We start from the raw sequence: 16,698 nt of genomic DNA, 5'->3' as shown, positions 1-16,698 counted from the left end.
CAGGTGTTCGTGGAGAAGGCTCCCGGAGTGATCCGGTCGAGCTTACGCCCCGTGCGCATGCGCCGGGGCGTTTCGTTTTGTTCAGCCCCTTCTGAGCGGTCCTCATCACCCGGAAGGAGGCGAACGCACATGCCGACGCCCAACAAGGCTGCCGCGGTAGCCGAGCTCACGGACGCGTTCCAGAGCTCGAACGCCGCCGTGCTGACCGAGTACCGGGGTCTCACCGTCGCGCAGCTCAAGACGCTGCGTCGCTCCCTCGGTGAGAACGCCCAGTACGCCGTGGTGAAGAACACGCTGACCAAGATTGCGGCCAACCAGGCCGGGATCACCGCGCTGGACGAGCACTTCGCTGGTCCGACCGCGGTCGCCTTCATCACCGGTGACCCGGTGGAGTCGGCGAAGGCTCTGCGTGACTTCGCCAAGGAGAACCAGAACCTGATCATCAAGGCCGGTGTCCTTGATGGCAAGGCTCTCTCCGCCGACGACATCAAGAAGCTTGCGGACCTTGAGTCCCGCGAGGTTCTGCTCAGCAAGCTGGCCGGCGCGTTCAAGGGCAAGCAGTCTCAGGCTGCCTCGCTCTTCCAGGCGCTGCCGTCGAAGCTCGTCCGCACCGTGGACGCGCTCCGTGCCAAGCAGGCCGAGCAGGGCGGTGCCGAGTAATTCGGCTCGCGCATTGATCCACGCCGCCTAGTGCGTGGGTCGCAGCGGGCCGTTACGCCCGCCTCTATATACAACCGGCACCTGCCGAATTAGTGGAAGGATCGCCCATCATGGCGAAGCTCTCTCAGGACGACCTCCTCGCCCAGTTCGAGGAGATGACCCTCATCGAGCTCTCCGAGTTCGTGAAGGCCTTCGAGGAGAAGTTCGACGTCACCGCCGCCGCGGCCGTCGCCGTTGCCCCCGCCGGTGGTGCCGGTGGCGCCGCCGCCGAGGCCGAGGAGGAGAAGGACGAGTTCGACGTCATCCTCACCGGTGCCGGCGACAAGAAGATCCAGGTCATCAAGGTCGTGCGTGAGCTGACCTCCCTGGGTCTGAAGGAGGCCAAGGACCTCGTGGACGGCGCCCCGAAGCCCGTCCTCGAGAAGGTCGCCAAGGACGCCGCCGAGAAGGCCGCCGAGGCCCTCAAGGGCGCCGGCGCGGCTGTCGAGGTCAAGTAACACCTCCGGGGCCCTCAGGGGCCCCAGCCAAGGGCGATCACCCGTAAGGGTGGTCGCCCTTCGGCGTACCGGCAGCGCCTGACTTGCCCTGGTCTCGTTGGGGAGTAGGGTGATCTTCGTTGCCCCGAAGCAGGGTCCGGAGATGATCCGCTCGGAGCAGGGGGCCTTGACGAACGGGACGCGGCGCGCAATTCTCAGTCCCGTCGCCAGCTCGAATCGGCTCGATCCCATGCGATCCGACCCGATCCGAGATCCGAGGTATGGATCGGCTACGAAGAGGGCAGTACTCATACGCGCTCTGTGTACGTGAGCCGGGCGTGGGACGCAGTTTTGATGTTGTGAAGAGACGTGGGGAAGGGCCTGTTGCCGGTTGCCGGAAACGCGGTCTGGACATCAGTGAGCCAACTGGCTACACTGACCCTTTGCGCTGCCTGTTAGCTGCCCCCTGCCCGTCGCCAGGGGCATGCCCACGCTCGAGCACACTTGATTGATACGCCCCGACCTGGCCTTTCAGCCAGTTCGGGAGGGGTCTGTCTTCTGTGCCGGCTGGGACCGGTACGCGCGTAGTGAGTCCGAGCCCTCGGAAGGACCCCCTCTTGGCCGCCTCGCGCAACGCCTCGACCAATACGAACAACGGTGCCAGCACCGCCCCGCTGCGCATCTCCTTTGCAAAGATCAAGGAGCCCCTCGAGGTTCCGAACCTCCTGGCGCTGCAGACCGAGAGCTTTGACTGGCTGCTCGGCAACGCCGCCTGGAAGTCTCGCGTCGAGTCGGCGCTTGAGAGTGGACAGGACGTCCCCACCAAGTCCGGTCTGGAAGAGATCTTCGAGGAGATCTCGCCGATCGAGGACTTCTCCGGGTCGATGTCGCTGACCTTCCGCGACCACCGTTTCGAGCCGGCGAAGAACTCTGTCGACGAGTGCAAGGAGCGCGACTTCACGTACGCGGCTCCGCTGTTCGTCACGGCCGAGTTCACGAACAACGAGACCGGAGAGATCAAGTCTCAGACGGTCTTCATGGGCGATTTCCCGCTCATGACCAACAAGGGCACCTTCGTCATCAACGGCACCGAGCGTGTCGTCGTGTCGCAGCTTGTCCGTTCCCCTGGTGTCTACTTCGACTCCTCCATCGACAAGACGTCCGACAAGGACATCTTCTCCGCCAAGATCATCCCGTCCCGGGGTGCCTGGCTGGAGATGGAGGTCGACAAGCGCGACATGGTCGGTGTCCGCATCGACCGCAAGCGCAAGCAGTCCGTCACCGTCCTCCTGAAGGCTCTCGGCTGGACCACCGAGCAGATCCTCGAGGAGTTCGGCGAGTACGAGTCCATGCGCGCCACCCTGGAGAAGGACCACACCCAGGGTCAGGACGACGCGCTGCTCGACATCTACCGCAAGCTGCGCCCGGGCGAGCCCCCGACCCGCGAGGCCGCTCAGACGCTGCTCGAGAACCTCTACTTCAACCCCAAGCGCTACGACCTCGCCAAGGTCGGCCGCTACAAGGTGAACAAGAAGCTCGGCGCCGACGAGCCGCTCGACGCCGGTGTGCTCACCACCGACGACATCATCGCCACCATCAAGTACCTGGTGAAGCTGCACGCCGGGGAGACCGAGACGGTCGGCGAGTCGGGCCGGGAGATCGTCGTCGAGACCGACGACATCGACCACTTCGGCAACCGCCGCATCCGCAACGTCGGTGAGCTCATCCAGAACCAGGTCCGTACGGGTCTCGCCCGTATGGAGCGCGTCGTGCGCGAGCGCATGACGACCCAGGACGTCGAGGCGATCACGCCGCAGACCCTGATCAACATCCGGCCGGTCGTCGCCTCCATCAAGGAGTTCTTCGGCACCAGCCAGCTGTCGCAGTTCATGGACCAGAACAACCCGCTGTCGGGCCTGACGCACAAGCGTCGTCTCAACGCCCTCGGCCCGGGTGGTCTGTCCCGTGAGCGGGCCGGCTTCGAGGTCCGTGACGTCCACCCGTCGCACTACGGCCGCATGTGCCCGATCGAGACGCCCGAAGGCCCGAACATCGGTCTGATCGGCTCGCTGGCCTCCTACGGCCGGATCAACCCGTTCGGTTTCATCGAGACCCCGTACCGCAAGGTCGTCGACGGTGTCGTCACCGACGACGTCGACTACCTGACGGCCGACGAGGAAGACCGCTTCGTCATCGCCCAGGCGAACGCCCGCCTGAACGACGAGATGCGCTTCACCGAGAACCGCGTGCTGGTGCGCCGTCGTGGCGGCGAGATCGACTACATCGCCGGTGACGACGTCGACTACATGGACGTCTCGCCGCGCCAGATGGTGTCCGTCGCGACCGCGATGATCCCCTTCCTCGAGCACGACGACGCCAACCGCGCCCTCATGGGCGCGAACATGATGCGCCAGGCCGTTCCGCTCATCAAGGCGGAGGCGCCGCTCGTCGGCACCGGCATGGAGTACCGCTGCGCGGTCGACGCCGGTGACTCGATCAAGGCGGAGAAGGACGGTGTCGTCCAGGAGGTCTCGGCCGACTACATCACCGTCGCCAACGACGACGGCACGTACACCACGTACCGCGTCTCGAAGTTCTCCCGCTCCAACCAGGGCACCTCGGTCAACCAGAAGGTGATCGTCAACGAGGGCGACCGGATCGTCGAGGACCAGGTCCTCGCCGACGGCCCGGCCACCGAAGAGGGCGAGATGGCCCTCGGCAAGAACCTGCTCGTCGCGTTCATGCCGTGGGAAGGCCACAACTACGAGGACGCGATCATCCTGTCGCAGCGCCTCGTGCAGGACGACGTCCTCTCCTCGATCCACATCGAGGAGCACGAGGTCGACGCCCGTGACACCAAGCTGGGCCCCGAGGAGATCACCCGGGACATCCCGAACGTCTCCGAGGAGGTCCTGGCGGACCTCGACGAGCGCGGCATCATCCGCATCGGTGCGGACGTCGTCGCCGGCGACATCCTGGTCGGCAAGGTCACGCCCAAGGGTGAGACCGAGCTGACCCCGGAGGAGCGCCTGCTCCGTGCGATCTTCGGTGAGAAGGCCCGCGAGGTGCGCGACACCTCGCTCAAGGTCCCCCACGGTGAGATCGGCAAGGTCATCGGCGTCCGCGTCTTCGACCGCGAGGAGGGCGACGAGCTTCCTCCGGGCGTGAACCAGCTGGTTCGCGTCTACGTCGCCCAGAAGCGCAAGATCACCGACGGTGACAAGCTCGCCGGCCGCCACGGCAACAAGGGCGTCATCTCGAAGATCCTTCCGATCGAGGACATGCCGTTCCTCGAGGACGGAACTCCGGTCGACATCATCCTGAACCCGCTGGGTGTCCCGTCCCGAATGAACCCGGGACAGGTCCTGGAGATCCACCTCGGCTGGCTCGCCAGCCGCGGCTGGGACGTCTCCGGTCTGGCGGACGAGTGGGCGCAGCGCCTCCAGGCGATCGGCGCCGACCAGGTCGCTCCCGGTACCAACGTCGCCACCCCGGTGTTCGACGGTGCCCGCGAGGACGAGCTGGCCGGCCTGCTCCAGCACACCATCCCGAACCGCGACGGCGAGCGCATGGTGCTCCCGACCGGTAAGGCGCGTCTGTTCGACGGCCGCTCCGGCGAGCCGTTCCCGGAGCCGATCTCGGTCGGCTACATGTACATCCTCAAGCTCCACCACCTGGTCGACGACAAGCTCCACGCTCGGTCGACCGGTCCGTACTCGATGATCACGCAGCAGCCGCTGGGTGGTAAGGCGCAGTTCGGTGGCCAGCGCTTCGGTGAGATGGAGGTGTGGGCGCTCGAGGCTTATGGCGCCGCTTACGCCCTCCAGGAGCTGCTGACCATCAAGTCCGACGACGTCACCGGCCGCGTGAAGGTCTACGAGGCCATCGTCAAGGGCGAGAACATCCCCGAGCCGGGCATTCCCGAGTCCTTCAAGGTGCTCATCAAGGAAATGCAGTCGCTCTGCCTCAACGTGGAGGTGCTGTCCTCGGACGGCATGTCCATCGAGATGCGCGACACCGACGAGGACGTCTTCCGCGCGGCGGAGGAGCTCGGTATCGACCTGTCCCGGCGTGAGCCGAGCAGCGTCGAAGAGGTCTGACGGGCCTGACGGGGGGCTCGCTCAAGAGCCCCCCGTCATCCCCGGGACCGTTCAGACCATGATTGAGACTCGACCCCGAAAGAGGGATTGACGCACAGTGCTCGACGTCAACTTCTTCGACGAGCTGCGGATCGGCCTTGCCACCGCGGACGACATCCGAACCTGGTCGCACGGCGAGGTCAAGAAGCCGGAGACCATCAACTACCGCACCCTCAAGCCCGAGAAGGACGGACTCTTCTGCGAGAAGATCTTCGGTCCGACCCGGGACTGGGAGTGCTACTGCGGCAAGTACAAGCGTGTCCGCTTCAAGGGCATCATCTGCGAGCGCTGCGGCGTCGAGGTCACGCGCGCCAAGGTGCGCCGTGAGCGGATGGGCCACATCGAGCTTGCCGCTCCCGTCACCCACATCTGGTACTTCAAGGGCGTCCCGTCGCGCCTGGGCTACCTGCTGGACCTCGCGCCGAAGGACCTCGAGAAGGTCATCTACTTCGCCGCGTACATGATCACGTTTGTCGACGACGAGCGCCGTACCCGCGACCTGCCGTCGCTGGAGGCCCACGTCTCCGTCGAGCGCCAGCAGATCGAGAACCGCCGTGACGCGGACCTCGAAGGCCGTGCCAAGAAGCTCGAGACCGACCTGGCCGAGCTCGAGGCCGAGGGCGCCAAGGCCGACGTGCGCCGCAAGGTGCGCGAAGGCGCCGAGCGCGAGATGAAGCAGCTCCGCGACCGCGCCCAGCGCGAGATCGACCGCCTCGACGAGGTGTGGACCCGCTTCAAGAACCTCAAGGTCCAGGACCTCGAGGGCGACGAGCTGCTCTACCGCGAGCTGCGCGACCGCTTCGGCACGTACTTCGACGGTTCGATGGGTGCCGCGGCGCTGCAGAAGCGCCTGGAGTCCTTCGACCTCGAGGAGGAGGCCGAGCGCCTCCGCGAGATCATCCGTACCGGCAAGGGCCAGAAGAAGACCCGAGCGCTCAAGCGCCTCAAGGTCGTCTCCGCGTTCCTGCAGACCAGCAACAGCCCCAAGGGCATGGTGCTGGACTGCGTGCCGGTGATCCCGCCGGACCTGCGTCCGATGGTGCAGCTGGACGGTGGCCGCTTCGCGACCTCCGACCTGAACGACCTGTACCGCCGCGTGATCAACCGCAACAACCGTCTGAAGCGCCTTCTCGACCTCGGTGCCCCCGAGATCATCGTGAACAACGAGAAGCGCATGCTCCAGGAGGCCGTGGACGCCCTCTTCGACAACGGTCGTCGTGGTCGTCCGGTGACCGGTCCCGGCAACCGTCCCCTGAAGTCCCTCAGCGACATGCTGAAGGGCAAGCAGGGTCGATTCCGCCAGAACCTCCTCGGCAAGCGCGTGGACTACTCCGCGCGTTCCGTGATCGTCGTCGGTCCGCAGCTGAAGCTGCACCAGTGCGGTCTGCCGAAGGCCATGGCGCTGGAGCTCTTCAAGCCGTTCGTGATGAAGCGCCTGGTCGACCTGAACCACGCGCAGAACATCAAGTCGGCCAAGCGCATGGTCGAGCGCGGCCGCACGGTCGTGTACGACGTGCTCGAAGAGGTCATCGCCGAGCACCCGGTCCTGCTGAACCGTGCGCCCACGCTGCACCGCCTCGGCATCCAGGCCTTCGAGCCCCAGCTGGTCGAAGGCAAGGCCATCCAGATCCACCCGCTCGTCTGCACCGCGTTCAACGCGGACTTCGACGGCGACCAGATGGCCGTGCACCTGCCGCTCTCCGCGGAGGCGCAGGCCGAGGCCCGCATCCTGATGCTGTCCTCGAACAACATCCTCAAGCCGGCCGACGGCCGTCCGGTCACGATGCCGACCCAGGACATGGTCCTCGGTCTGTTCTTCCTGACCACCGACGGTGAGCTCCGTGACACCAAGGGCGAGGGCCGCGCGTTCGGCTCCACGGCCGAGGCGATCATGGCGTTCGACGCCGGCGAGCTCGCGCTGCAGTCGTCCGTCGACATCCGCTTCCCGGTGGGCACCATCCCGCCGCGCGGCTGGGTGCCGCCGGTCGCCGAAGAGGGCGAGCAGGAGTTCCAGCCGGGCGACAGCTTCCGTCTGCGCACCTCGCTGGGCCGCGCGCTCTTCAACGAGCTGCTGCCCGAGGACTACCCGTTCGTCGACTACTCGGTGGGCAAGAAGCAGCTCTCCGAGATCGTCAACGACCTGGCGGAGCGCTACCCCAAGGTCATCGTGGCGGCGACGCTCGACAACCTGAAGGCGGCCGGCTTCCACTGGGCGACCCGTTCGGGCGTCACCGTGGCCATCTCCGACGTCGTCGTCCCCGAGGCGAAGAAGGAGATCGTCGCGGGCTACGAGGCGCAGGACGAGAAGGTCCAGAAGCAGTACGAGCGCGGTCTGATCACCAAGGACGAGCGCACGCAGGAGCTCATCGCGATCTGGACCAAGGCGACCAACGAGGTCGCCGAGGCGATGAACGCGAACTTCCCCAAGACGAACCCCATCTTCATGATGGTTGACTCGGGTGCCCGAGGAAACATGATGCAGATGCGGCAGATCGCCGGTATGCGCGGTCTGGTGTCGAACGCGAAGAACGAGACCATCCCGCGTCCGATCAAGGCGTCCTTCCGTGAGGGCCTCACCGTTCTGGAGTACTTCATCTCCACGCACGGTGCCCGTAAGGGTCTGGCGGACACCGCCCTGCGTACCGCCGACTCGGGTTACCTGACCCGTCGTCTGGTGGACGTCTCGCAGGACGTGATCATCCGCGAGGAGGACTGCGGCACCGAGCGCGGCCTGAAGCTGAAGATCGCCGTCCGCGGCGAGGACGGCGTGCTGCGCAAGGCCGACGACGTCGAGACCTCGATCTACGCCCGCATGCTGGCCGAGGACGTCGTCATCGACGGCAAGGTCATCGCGCCGGCCAACGTCGACCTCGGTGACGTGCTCATCGACGCCCTGGTCGCCAACGGCGTCGAGGAGGTCAAGACCCGCTCGGTCCTGACCTGTGAGTCCGCGGTCGGCACCTGTGCCTTCTGCTACGGACGCTCGCTCGCCACCGGCAAGCTGGTCGACATCGGTGAGGCGGTCGGCATCATCGCCGCCCAGTCCATCGGTGAGCCCGGTACCCAGCTGACGATGCGTACCTTCCACACCGGTGGTGTGGCCGGTGACGACATCACGCAGGGTCTGCCGCGTGTCGTCGAGCTCTTCGAGGCCCGTACCCCGAAGGGTGTCGCCCCGATCTCCGAGGCCGCCGGCCGCGTGCGGATCGAGGAGACCGAGAAGACGAAGAAGATCGTCATCACCCCGGACGACGGCAGCGACGAGACGGCCTTCCCGATCTCCAAGCGCGCCAAGGTCATCGTGTCCGAGGGCGACCACGTCGAGGTGGGCCAGAAGCTCACCATGGGTGCCACCAACCCGCACGACGTGCTGCGCATCCTCGGCCAGCGTGCCGTCCAGGTCCACCTGGTCGGCGAAGTCCAGAAGGTCTACAACTCGCAGGGCGTGTCGATCCACGACAAGCACATCGAGATCATCATTCGGCAGATGCTGCGCCGCGTGACGATCATCGAGTCCGGCGACGCGGAGCTCCTGCCGGGCGAGCTGGTCGAGCGGTCGAAGTTCGAGACCGAGAACCGTCGTGTGGTCACCGAGGGCGGTCACCCCGCCTCCGGCCGTCCGCAGCTGATGGGTATCACCAAGGCCTCGCTGGCGACGGAATCCTGGCTGTCGGCCGCCTCCTTCCAGGAGACGACCCGAGTCCTGACGGATGCGGCGATCAACGCCAAGTCCGACAGCCTCATCGGCCTCAAGGAGAACGTCATCATCGGCAAGCTCATCCCGGCCGGTACGGGCCTCGCCCGCTACCGCAACATCCGGGTGGAGCCCACCGAGGAGGCGAAGGCCGCGATGTACTCGGCCGTCGGCTACGACGACATCGACTACTCGCCCTTCGGCACCGGCTCCGGCCAGGCGGTCCCGCTGGAGGACTACGACTACGGCCCGTACAACGGCTAAAGGTTCGTAAGAGAGAACCCCCCGTCGCTCCGAGAGGAGCGGCGGGGGGTTCCTTCGTTTCCGCTCAGCCCCGCCGTCGTCGGCGGAGGCGGGGGAGGACCGCGGCGGCGGTGAGGGCGAGGAGGCCCAGGGCGGCGCCTGCCAGGCCCGGGGTGAGGCCCCTGGGGGTGAAGGTGCAGGAGAGCTTGGACGTCCCCGGGGGGAGGGGTACCGAGAGCAGGCCGTGGAAGGAGCGGACCGGGCTCGAGCACTGCCAGCCGGGGACGTCCGTCACCGCGAGGACCGCGGTGCCCGTGGCGCCCCGGGGGAGGGTGGCCTCCAGGGTGTGGCCGCCCGTGGTCACCTCGGTGGCGCCGGTCGCCTTCAGGTGGGCGACCTGCCGGTCCAGGGCCGTGCGGTCCAGGCAGCCGAGGGGATGGGCGCCGGCCGTGGCGCCCTCGGTGCGGGTCTCCACCGTGACGGTGACGCGGCCCGAGGCGGGCACCGTGCCGAGGGGGACCACACCCGTCATCCGGTCCTCCAGGCGCCGCTGGCTGCCGCCGGAGGAGAGGGTGCCGTAGAGGTCGGGGGAGTACCAGTAGGCCTCGGAGCCGGGGGTGCAGGCGGCCGCGTACGTCTGCTCGCCGGCGCTGCCGCCGCGGGTGACCGGGGGGACCCGGTAGACGGTCGCGCCGAGGACGTTCTCCTGGCGGGCGAAGACGCTGTCCGGGGGGTTCGGGGAGGTGAACGGGGCGCCGCGCACGGTGACGAGGGGCGGCGCCGGGAACGTCGAGGCCCTCCAGCTGCCGGGGGCGGCGCCCGGGTGGACACGGGCGCCGATCGAGAAGATCGCGTCGAGCACCGGGTTGTCGGCGCCGAAGAAGGTGCGGCCGTCGTTCTTGTAGCCGTAACCGAGGGGCTCCAGCGCCTTGTACGTCGCCTCGGGCAGGTAGCTGCTGTAGTACTGCGGGCCCTCCGCGCGCAGGGCGAGGGCGTCGTTGTAGGAGGTCTGCGGTGCGCCGGAGTCGGTCCGGTACGCGGGCCAGCCGTCCACGTCCCGGACGGCCTCGACGTGCTCGTTGATCGACTTGTTGGACGTCGCGACGGGCTTGGCCCAGCGTTCGCGGACCCGGCGGGCGTCCGCGTTGGCCGCGGCCACCGCGGACTCGGCGAAGACGACGCCGACCATCAGCACGGCCGCCGCGGGGAGCAGGGCGCGGTGCTTCCCGCCGAGCGTGAGCAGGACCAGCGCCAGCAGGGAGACGGCGCCGCCGCCGAGCACGGCGGGCCAGGTCCAGCCGCCGAAGTCGTTGGTGTGCCGGAGCAGGAATGCGGCCGCCACCAGCAGCCCGGCGGCCAGGGCCAGGTGCGCGGGGCGCGGCCGGTGGGCCAGCGCCAGCCAGGCCAGGACGACGACCATCCCGCTGAAGACGAAGGCTTCGCGGTAGGGGTTGCCGTTCGGCACCGCGAGGCCGTGCCACACGTACTGCGTGGGCGGGAACTGGAACGAGAGGAGGACGAGCAGGGTCGCGCCCGCCCACACCAGGCGGGTGCGCCGGGCGATGGCGGTGTTGAACAGGAAGGTCGCCGCCAGGATCAGGCCGAGGGAGGCCACGTACAGGCGCGGCCGGCCGCCCCACAGGTGGGTGGCCGGGAGCATCCCCGCCAGGAAGACGTCGATCCGCACCGGGTCGAAGGCCGCCGCCCCGGTGGGCTGGGCCGATCCGCTGGACAGGAAGGACGGCAGCAGCAGGGGCAGGGTGAGCAGGATTCCGGTCGCGGCGGCCGAGGCGGCCCGACCGAGCGCGCGCAGCCGGCGCGCGGCCGTCAGGTCGAGGGTGGCCAGGCGGATGGCGAGCAGGACGCAGGCGGCCATCGTCGCCATCATCGCGGTGTAGAAGTTCCCGTACCAGGCGAGCGCGACCAGCAGGGCCGCCCCGGGCCACCGGCGGCCCTCCAGGCACCACTCCACGGCGATGCCGAGCATCGGGAGGGCCACCAGGCCCCACAGCCACATGGGGATGTACGAGGCGTCGCTGAGCGCCCAGCCGCACAGGCCGTAGCAGGCGCCGAGGACGCCGCGCTGCCACCAGGGGCCGGGGTGGAGCCTGCCGAGGTACACCGTCATCAGGGCGGCGGCGGTGCCCATCGTGAGCGGCGTGAGCGCGAAGACGGCGAGGTCGACGTGGGCGCGCGGGACGAGGACGGCCAGCCACGAGAAGGGATTGCCGAGGTAGGTGTGGTAGTCGGACAGGAACTGCTGTCCGAAGCCGCCGCGCCAGGTGAAGAGCAGGTCCCCGGCGGCCTCGCCGTGCGCCAGGTCCCACAGGGCGCGGTGGAAGGGCACGTACTGGTTGGCCTGGTCGTTGACGGCCCGGCCGGTGTCGCCGAAGGGGAAGGTGCCCCGGGCAACCCAGGCCGCGCAGAAGGCGCCCGAGGTGACGAGGAAGGCGAGCAGCGGCCCGTACAGGCGGGCGAGGCGGGGGCTGCCGGGGCGGCGGGGCGGGGCGGTCTCGTGGCCGCCTTCGGGGGGCGGGCTGTCCGCCGTGGCCGGCTCCGAGGTGACCGTCCCCAATGTCCCGCTCCCCTGGTGGTCGTGCCGTTCGGGTTGAATCGCTCGGCAGTTTAGTTCGCCGGGCGGGCCCACTCGCCCGGCGAGGCGGGCGGGGGAGGGCGTACGGAGTCCGGGTGGGAGGCCCGCCCGGCCGCGTACGTCGCCCGGACGTCGGCTGACCTGGCCGTCGCTGCCACGCCCCTACCACATCCGCGAGTCGGCGGGGCCGTGCGGGGGTGTCGCCCGTGCGGGGTATGGGCCGTGGGGGTTCGCGGGTGGGCCCGGGCGGGCTTTTGTTTTGACCGGAGTGGATGCGGTAGGTACGCTCAGACCTTGTGCCTGGGGTGTGCCTGGGCTCCCGTGCGTGTCCATCAACCGCACGCGAGCCGCATCAGCCACCGCGATCCATGCGTTTCCGTGCTTGCGCGGAGGTCCGCCGGATCCGACACACCCGACCGCGTGGGTCGGCAAAGTTCCAGGTTAGCTTCACTACACGGCACACAGAAACCGGAGAAGTAGTGCCTACGATCCAGCAGCTGGTCCGTAAGGGCCGGCAGGACAAGGTCGAGAAGACAAAGACCCCCGCGCTCGAGGCTTCGCCCCAGCGTCGCGGCGTCTGCACGCGTGTGTTCACGACCACCCCGAAGAAGCCGAACTCGGCGCTCCGTAAGGTCGCGCGTGTGCGTCTGACCTCCGGCATCGAGGTCACCGCTTACATTCCGGGTGAGGGACACAACCTGCAGGAGCACTCGATCGTGCTCGTGCGTGGTGGCCGTGTGAAGGACCTGCCGGGTGTTCGTTACAAGATCATCCGCGGTGCGCTTGACACCCAGGCTGTCAAGAACCGCAAGCAGGCCCGCAGCCGCTACGGCGCCAAGAAGGAGAAGTAAGAATGCCTCGTAAGGGCCCCGCCCCGAAGCGCCCGGTCATCATCGACCCGGTCTACGCATCTCCTCTGGTGACGTCGCTCATCAACAAGATCCTCCTGAACGGCAAGCGCTCCACCGCCGAGCGCATCGTCTACGGCGCCATGGAAGGCCTCCGCGAGAAGACCGGCAACGACCCGGTCATCACGCTGAAGCGCGCGCTGGAGAACGTCAAGCCGTCCCTCGAGGTCAAGTCCCGCCGTGTCGGTGGCGCGACCTACCAGGTCCCCGTCGAGGTCAAGCCGGGTCGCCAGTCGACCCTGGCCCTCCGCTGGCTCGTGGGTTACTCCCGCGCCCGTCGTGAGAAGACCATGACCGAGCGCCTCATGAACGAGCTGCTCGACGCCTCCAACGGTCTTGGCGCTGCTGTCAAGAAGCGTGAGGACACGCACAAGATGGCCGAGTCCAACAAGGCCTTCGCGCACTACCGCTGGTAGTCCCAACCCACATCGAGACCGAGAGAAGACTGAGCCGATATGGCTACCACTTCGCTTGACCTGGCCAAGGTGCGCAACATCGGCATCATGGCCCACATCGACGCGGGCAAGACGACCACCACCGAGCGCATCCTGTTCTACACCGGTGTGTCGTACAAGATCGGTGAAGTCCACGACGGCGCTGCCACGATGGACTGGATGGAGCAGGAGCAGGAGCGCGGCATCACGATCACGTCCGCCGCGACGACCTGCCACTGGCCGCTCGAGGACGTCGACCACACCATCAACATCATCGACACCCCGGGTCACGTGGACTTCACCGTCGAGGTGGAGCGTTCGCTCCGCGTCCTCGACGGCGCCGTCACCGTGTTCGACGGTGTCGCCGGTGTGGAGCCGCAGTCCGAGACCGTTTGGCGTCAGGCGGACCGCTACGGCGTGCCGCGCATCTGCTTCGTCAACAAGCTCGACCGTACCGGCGCCGAGTTCCACCGCTGCGTCGAGATGATCAAGGACCGCCTCGGTGCGATCCCGATCGTCATGCAGCTCCCGATCGGTGCCGAGGCCGACTTCCAGGGCGTCGTCGACCTGGTCACCATGAAGGCGTTCGTCTGGTCCGCCGAGGCGACCAAGGGCGAGATGTACGACATCGTCGACATCCCCGACACGCACACCGAGGCCGCTGAAGAGTGGCGCGGGAAGCTCGTCGAGACCGTCGCCGAGAACGACGACGAGATCATGGAGCTCTTCCTGAACGGCGACGAGCCGTCCGCGGAGCAGCTGCACGCCGCCGTCCGTCGCATCATCCTCGGCTCCGGCAAGGGCAAGGGCGAGCCCACGATCACCGCGGTGTTCTGTGGCACGGCGTTCAAGAACAAGGGCGTCCAGCCCCTGCTCGACGCCGTCGTCCGCTACCTGCCGTCGCCGCTGGACATCGAGGCCATCGAGGGCCACGACGTGCGCGACGCCGAGCTGGTCGTGAAGCGCAAGCCGTCCGACGAGGAGCCCCTCGCCGCGCTCGCCTTCAAGATCATGAGCGACCCGCACCTCGGCAAGCTCACCTTCGTCCGGGTGTACTCGGGCCGCCTGGAGGCCGGCACTGCGGTGCTGAACTCCGTGAAGGGCAAGAAGGAGCGCATCGGCAAGATCTACCGCATGCACGCGAACAAGCGTGAGGAGATCGACTCGGTGGGCGCCGGCGACATCGTCGCCGTGATGGGCCTGAAGCAGACCACCACCGGTGAGACGCTGTGCGACGACAAGCAGCCCGTGATCCTGGAGTCCATGGACTTCCCGGCTCCGGTCATCCAGGTCGCCATCGAGCCCAAGTCCAAGGGTGACCAGGAGAAGCTGGGTGTCGCCATCCAGCGTCTCGCGGAGGAGGACCCCTCCTTCCACGTCCACTCGGACGAGGAGACGGGCCAGACCATCCTCGGCGGTATGGGCGAGCTGCACCTCGAGGTGCTGGTCGACCGTATGAAGCGCGAGTTCAAGGTCGAGGCCAACGTCGGCAAGCCGCAGGTCGCGTACCGCGAGACGATCCGCAAGGCCGTCGAGCGCCACGACTACACCCACAAGAAGCAGACCGGTGGCACCGGTCAGTTCGCCAAGGTGCAGATCGCGATCGAGCCCATCACCGAGACCGACGGTCCGGCGTACGAGTTCGTGAACAAGGTCACCGGTGGACGCGTCCCGAAGGAGTACATCCCTTCGGTCGACGCCGGTGCGCAGGAGGCCATGCAGTTCGGCATCCTGGCCGGCTACGAGATGACGGGCGTTCGCGTCACGCTTCTCGACGGTGGCTACCACGAGGTCGACTCCTCCGAGCTCGCGTTCAAGATCGCCGGTTCGCAGGCCTTCAAGGAGGCCGCGCGCAAGGCTTCTCCCGTGCTGCTCGAGCCGATGATGGCCGTCGAGGTCACCACGCCCGAGGACTACATGGGTGACGTCATCGGCGACATCAACTCCCGCCGTGGCCAGATCCAGGCCATGGAGGAGCGTCACGGCGCTCGCGTCGTCAAGGGCCTCGTGCCGCTTTCGGAGATGTTCGGCTACGTCGGAGACCTCCGCAGCAAGACCTCGGGTCGCGCCAGCTACTCGATGCAGTTCGACTCCTACGCCGAGGTTCCCCGGAACGTCGCCGAGGAGATCATCGCGAAGGCCAAGGGCGAGTAACTCTTCGGAGTTCACGCTTTAGGCTTGCCACCGGAGCCTCTGGGGCAACAGGAGCACCACTCCCGTTGCCCCGGGGGAACCGGCTATCCAGCAAAGATCACCTGGCGCCGATGAGTTAAGGCGTACAGAACCACTCTCAGGAGGACCCCCGTGGCGAAGGCGAAGTTCGAGCGGACTAAGCCGCACGTCAACATCGGCACCATCGGTCACATTGACCACGGTAAGACGACCCTCACGGCCGCCATTACCAAGGTGCTGCACGACAAGTACCCGGACCTGAACGCGGCCTCGGCCTTCGATCAGATCGACAAGGCTCCTGAGGAGCGTCAGCGCGGTATCACCATCTCGATCGCGCACGTCGAGTACCAGACTGAGGCGCGTCACTACGCCCACGTCGACTGCCCGGGTCACGCGGACTACATCAAGAACATGATCACCGGTGCCGCGCAGATGGACGGTGCCATCCTCGTGGTCGCCGCCACCGACGGCCCGATGCCGCAGACCAAGGAGCACGTGCTCCTGGCCCGCCAGGTCGGCGTCCCCTACATCGTCGTCGCCCTGAACAAGGCCGACATGGTGGACGACGAGGAGATCCTGGAGCTCGTCGAGCTCGAGGTCCGTGAGCTCCTCTCCGAGTACGAGTTCCCGGGCGACGACCTGCCGGTCGTCCGCGTCTCGGCGCTGAAGGCGCTCGAGGGCGACAAGGAGTGGGGCGACAAGCTCCTCGGCCTGATGGACGCCGTCGACGAGGCCATCCCGACCCCGCCGCGTGACACCGAGAAGCCGTTCCTCATGCCCGTCGAGGACGTCTTCACGATCACCGGTCGCGGTACGGTCGTCACCGGCCGTATCGAGCGTGGTGTCCTGAAGGTCAACGAGACCGTCGACATCATCGGTATCAAGGAAGAGAAGACCACCACCACGGTCACCGGTATCGAGATGTTCCGCAAGCTCCTCGACGAGGGCCAGGCGGGCGAGAACGTCGGTCTGCTCCTCCGTGGCATCAAGCGCGAGGACGTCGAGCGCGGCCAGGTCATCATCAAGCCCGGTTCGGTCACCCCGCACACCGAGTTCGAGGCCCAGGCCTACATCCTGTCGAAGGACGAGGGTGGCCGTCACACCCCCTTCTTCAACAACTACCGTCCGCAGTTCTACTTCCGTACCACGGACGTCACGGGTGTCGTCACCCTGCCGGCCGGCACGGAGATGGTCATGCCGGGCGACAACACCGAGATGTCGGTCGCGCTGATCCAGCCGGTCGCCATGGAGGAGGGCCTGAAGTTCGCCATCCGTGAGGGTGGTCGTACCGTGGGCGCCGGCCAGGTCACCAAGATCACGAAGTAATTCGTGTTCTGACCTGGTGGTCCGGTTCACCGGACACCGAGTTGCACGGGAGG

At 67.3% G+C, this 16,698-nt stretch carries 9 protein-coding genes; 8 read left to right on the top strand and 1 reads right to left on the bottom strand.

What is annotated here, in order from left to right; translation table 11 throughout:
• Positions 1-129 precede the first annotated feature (129 nt).
• The 4 genes from rplJ (at position 130) to AC07FY_RS13155 (ending at position 9,233) form a co-directional block, all read left to right on the top strand.
• Positions 130-660 carry a 50S ribosomal protein L10 gene (gene rplJ, locus AC07FY_RS13170; protein WP_479004727.1) on the top strand — a complete coding sequence of 177 codons (531 nt, stop codon included), beginning with the start codon at positions 130-132 and terminating at the stop codon, positions 658-660.
• A gap of 110 nt (positions 661-770) precedes the next feature.
• On the top strand, positions 771-1,157 hold the full coding sequence (gene rplL, locus AC07FY_RS13165) for a 50S ribosomal protein L7/L12 (protein WP_479004724.1): 387 nt from the start codon (positions 771-773) through the stop codon (positions 1,155-1,157).
• 596 nt (positions 1,158-1,753) lie between these two features.
• The gene (rpoB, locus tag AC07FY_RS13160; protein ID WP_479004722.1) at positions 1,754-5,236 is read left to right on the top strand and encodes a DNA-directed RNA polymerase subunit beta; all 3,483 of its coding nucleotides are present in this window, start codon (positions 1,754-1,756) and stop codon (positions 5,234-5,236) included.
• A 97-nt stretch (positions 5,237-5,333) separates the two neighbouring features.
• Positions 5,334-9,233, top strand: a complete 3,900-nt coding sequence (locus AC07FY_RS13155) for a DNA-directed RNA polymerase subunit beta' (RefSeq protein WP_479004719.1) — start codon at positions 5,334-5,336, stop codon at positions 9,231-9,233.
• Positions 9,234-9,297: 64 nt separating this feature from the next.
• Here AC07FY_RS13155 and AC07FY_RS13150 read toward each other — a convergent pair whose 3' ends face one another.
• Positions 9,298-11,787, bottom strand: coding sequence for a YfhO family protein (locus AC07FY_RS13150; protein ID WP_479004716.1), 2,490 nt, complete (start codon positions 11,785-11,787; stop codon positions 9,298-9,300).
• Positions 11,788-12,284: 497 nt separating this feature from the next.
• Here AC07FY_RS13150 and rpsL point away from each other — a divergent pair, with 497 nt between their 5' ends.
• The 4 genes from rpsL (at position 12,285) to tuf (ending at position 16,645) form a co-directional block, all read left to right on the top strand.
• Positions 12,285-12,656: a 30S ribosomal protein S12 gene (gene rpsL, locus AC07FY_RS13145; RefSeq protein WP_007265893.1), complete on the top strand. Its 372-nt coding sequence runs from the start codon at positions 12,285-12,287 to the stop codon at positions 12,654-12,656.
• Between the two features lie 2 nt (positions 12,657-12,658).
• Positions 12,659-13,129, top strand: coding sequence for a 30S ribosomal protein S7 (gene rpsG / locus AC07FY_RS13140; RefSeq protein ID WP_007265894.1), 471 nt, complete (start codon positions 12,659-12,661; stop codon positions 13,127-13,129).
• Positions 13,130-13,168: 39 nt separating this feature from the next.
• Positions 13,169-15,301, top strand: a complete 2,133-nt coding sequence (gene fusA / locus AC07FY_RS13135) for an elongation factor G (RefSeq protein WP_479004713.1) — start codon at positions 13,169-13,171, stop codon at positions 15,299-15,301.
• A gap of 150 nt (positions 15,302-15,451) precedes the next feature.
• Positions 15,452-16,645, top strand: a complete 1,194-nt coding sequence (gene tuf, locus AC07FY_RS13130; protein ID WP_352214024.1) for an elongation factor Tu — start codon at positions 15,452-15,454, stop codon at positions 16,643-16,645.
• The last annotated feature ends 53 nt before the right edge of the window (positions 16,646-16,698 follow it).

Source organism: Streptomyces sp. NPDC045967, assembly GCF_056430495.1.
This window is presented reverse-complemented; position numbering and strand designations above follow the sequence as displayed.

What these genes read in the sequence shown, in the direction of transcription:
- rplJ (WP_479004727.1), top strand. Translation starts at nt 130, where the DNA reads ATGCCGACGCCCAACAAGGCTGCCGCGGTAGCCGAGCTCACGGACGCG.
- rplL (WP_479004724.1), top strand. Translation starts at nt 771, where the DNA reads ATGGCGAAGCTCTCTCAGGACGACCTCCTCGCCCAGTTCGAGGAGATG.
- rpsG (WP_007265894.1), top strand. Translation starts at nt 12,659, where the DNA reads ATGCCTCGTAAGGGCCCCGCCCCGAAGCGCCCGGTCATCATCGACCCG.
- fusA (WP_479004713.1), top strand. Translation starts at nt 13,169, where the DNA reads ATGGCTACCACTTCGCTTGACCTGGCCAAGGTGCGCAACATCGGCATC.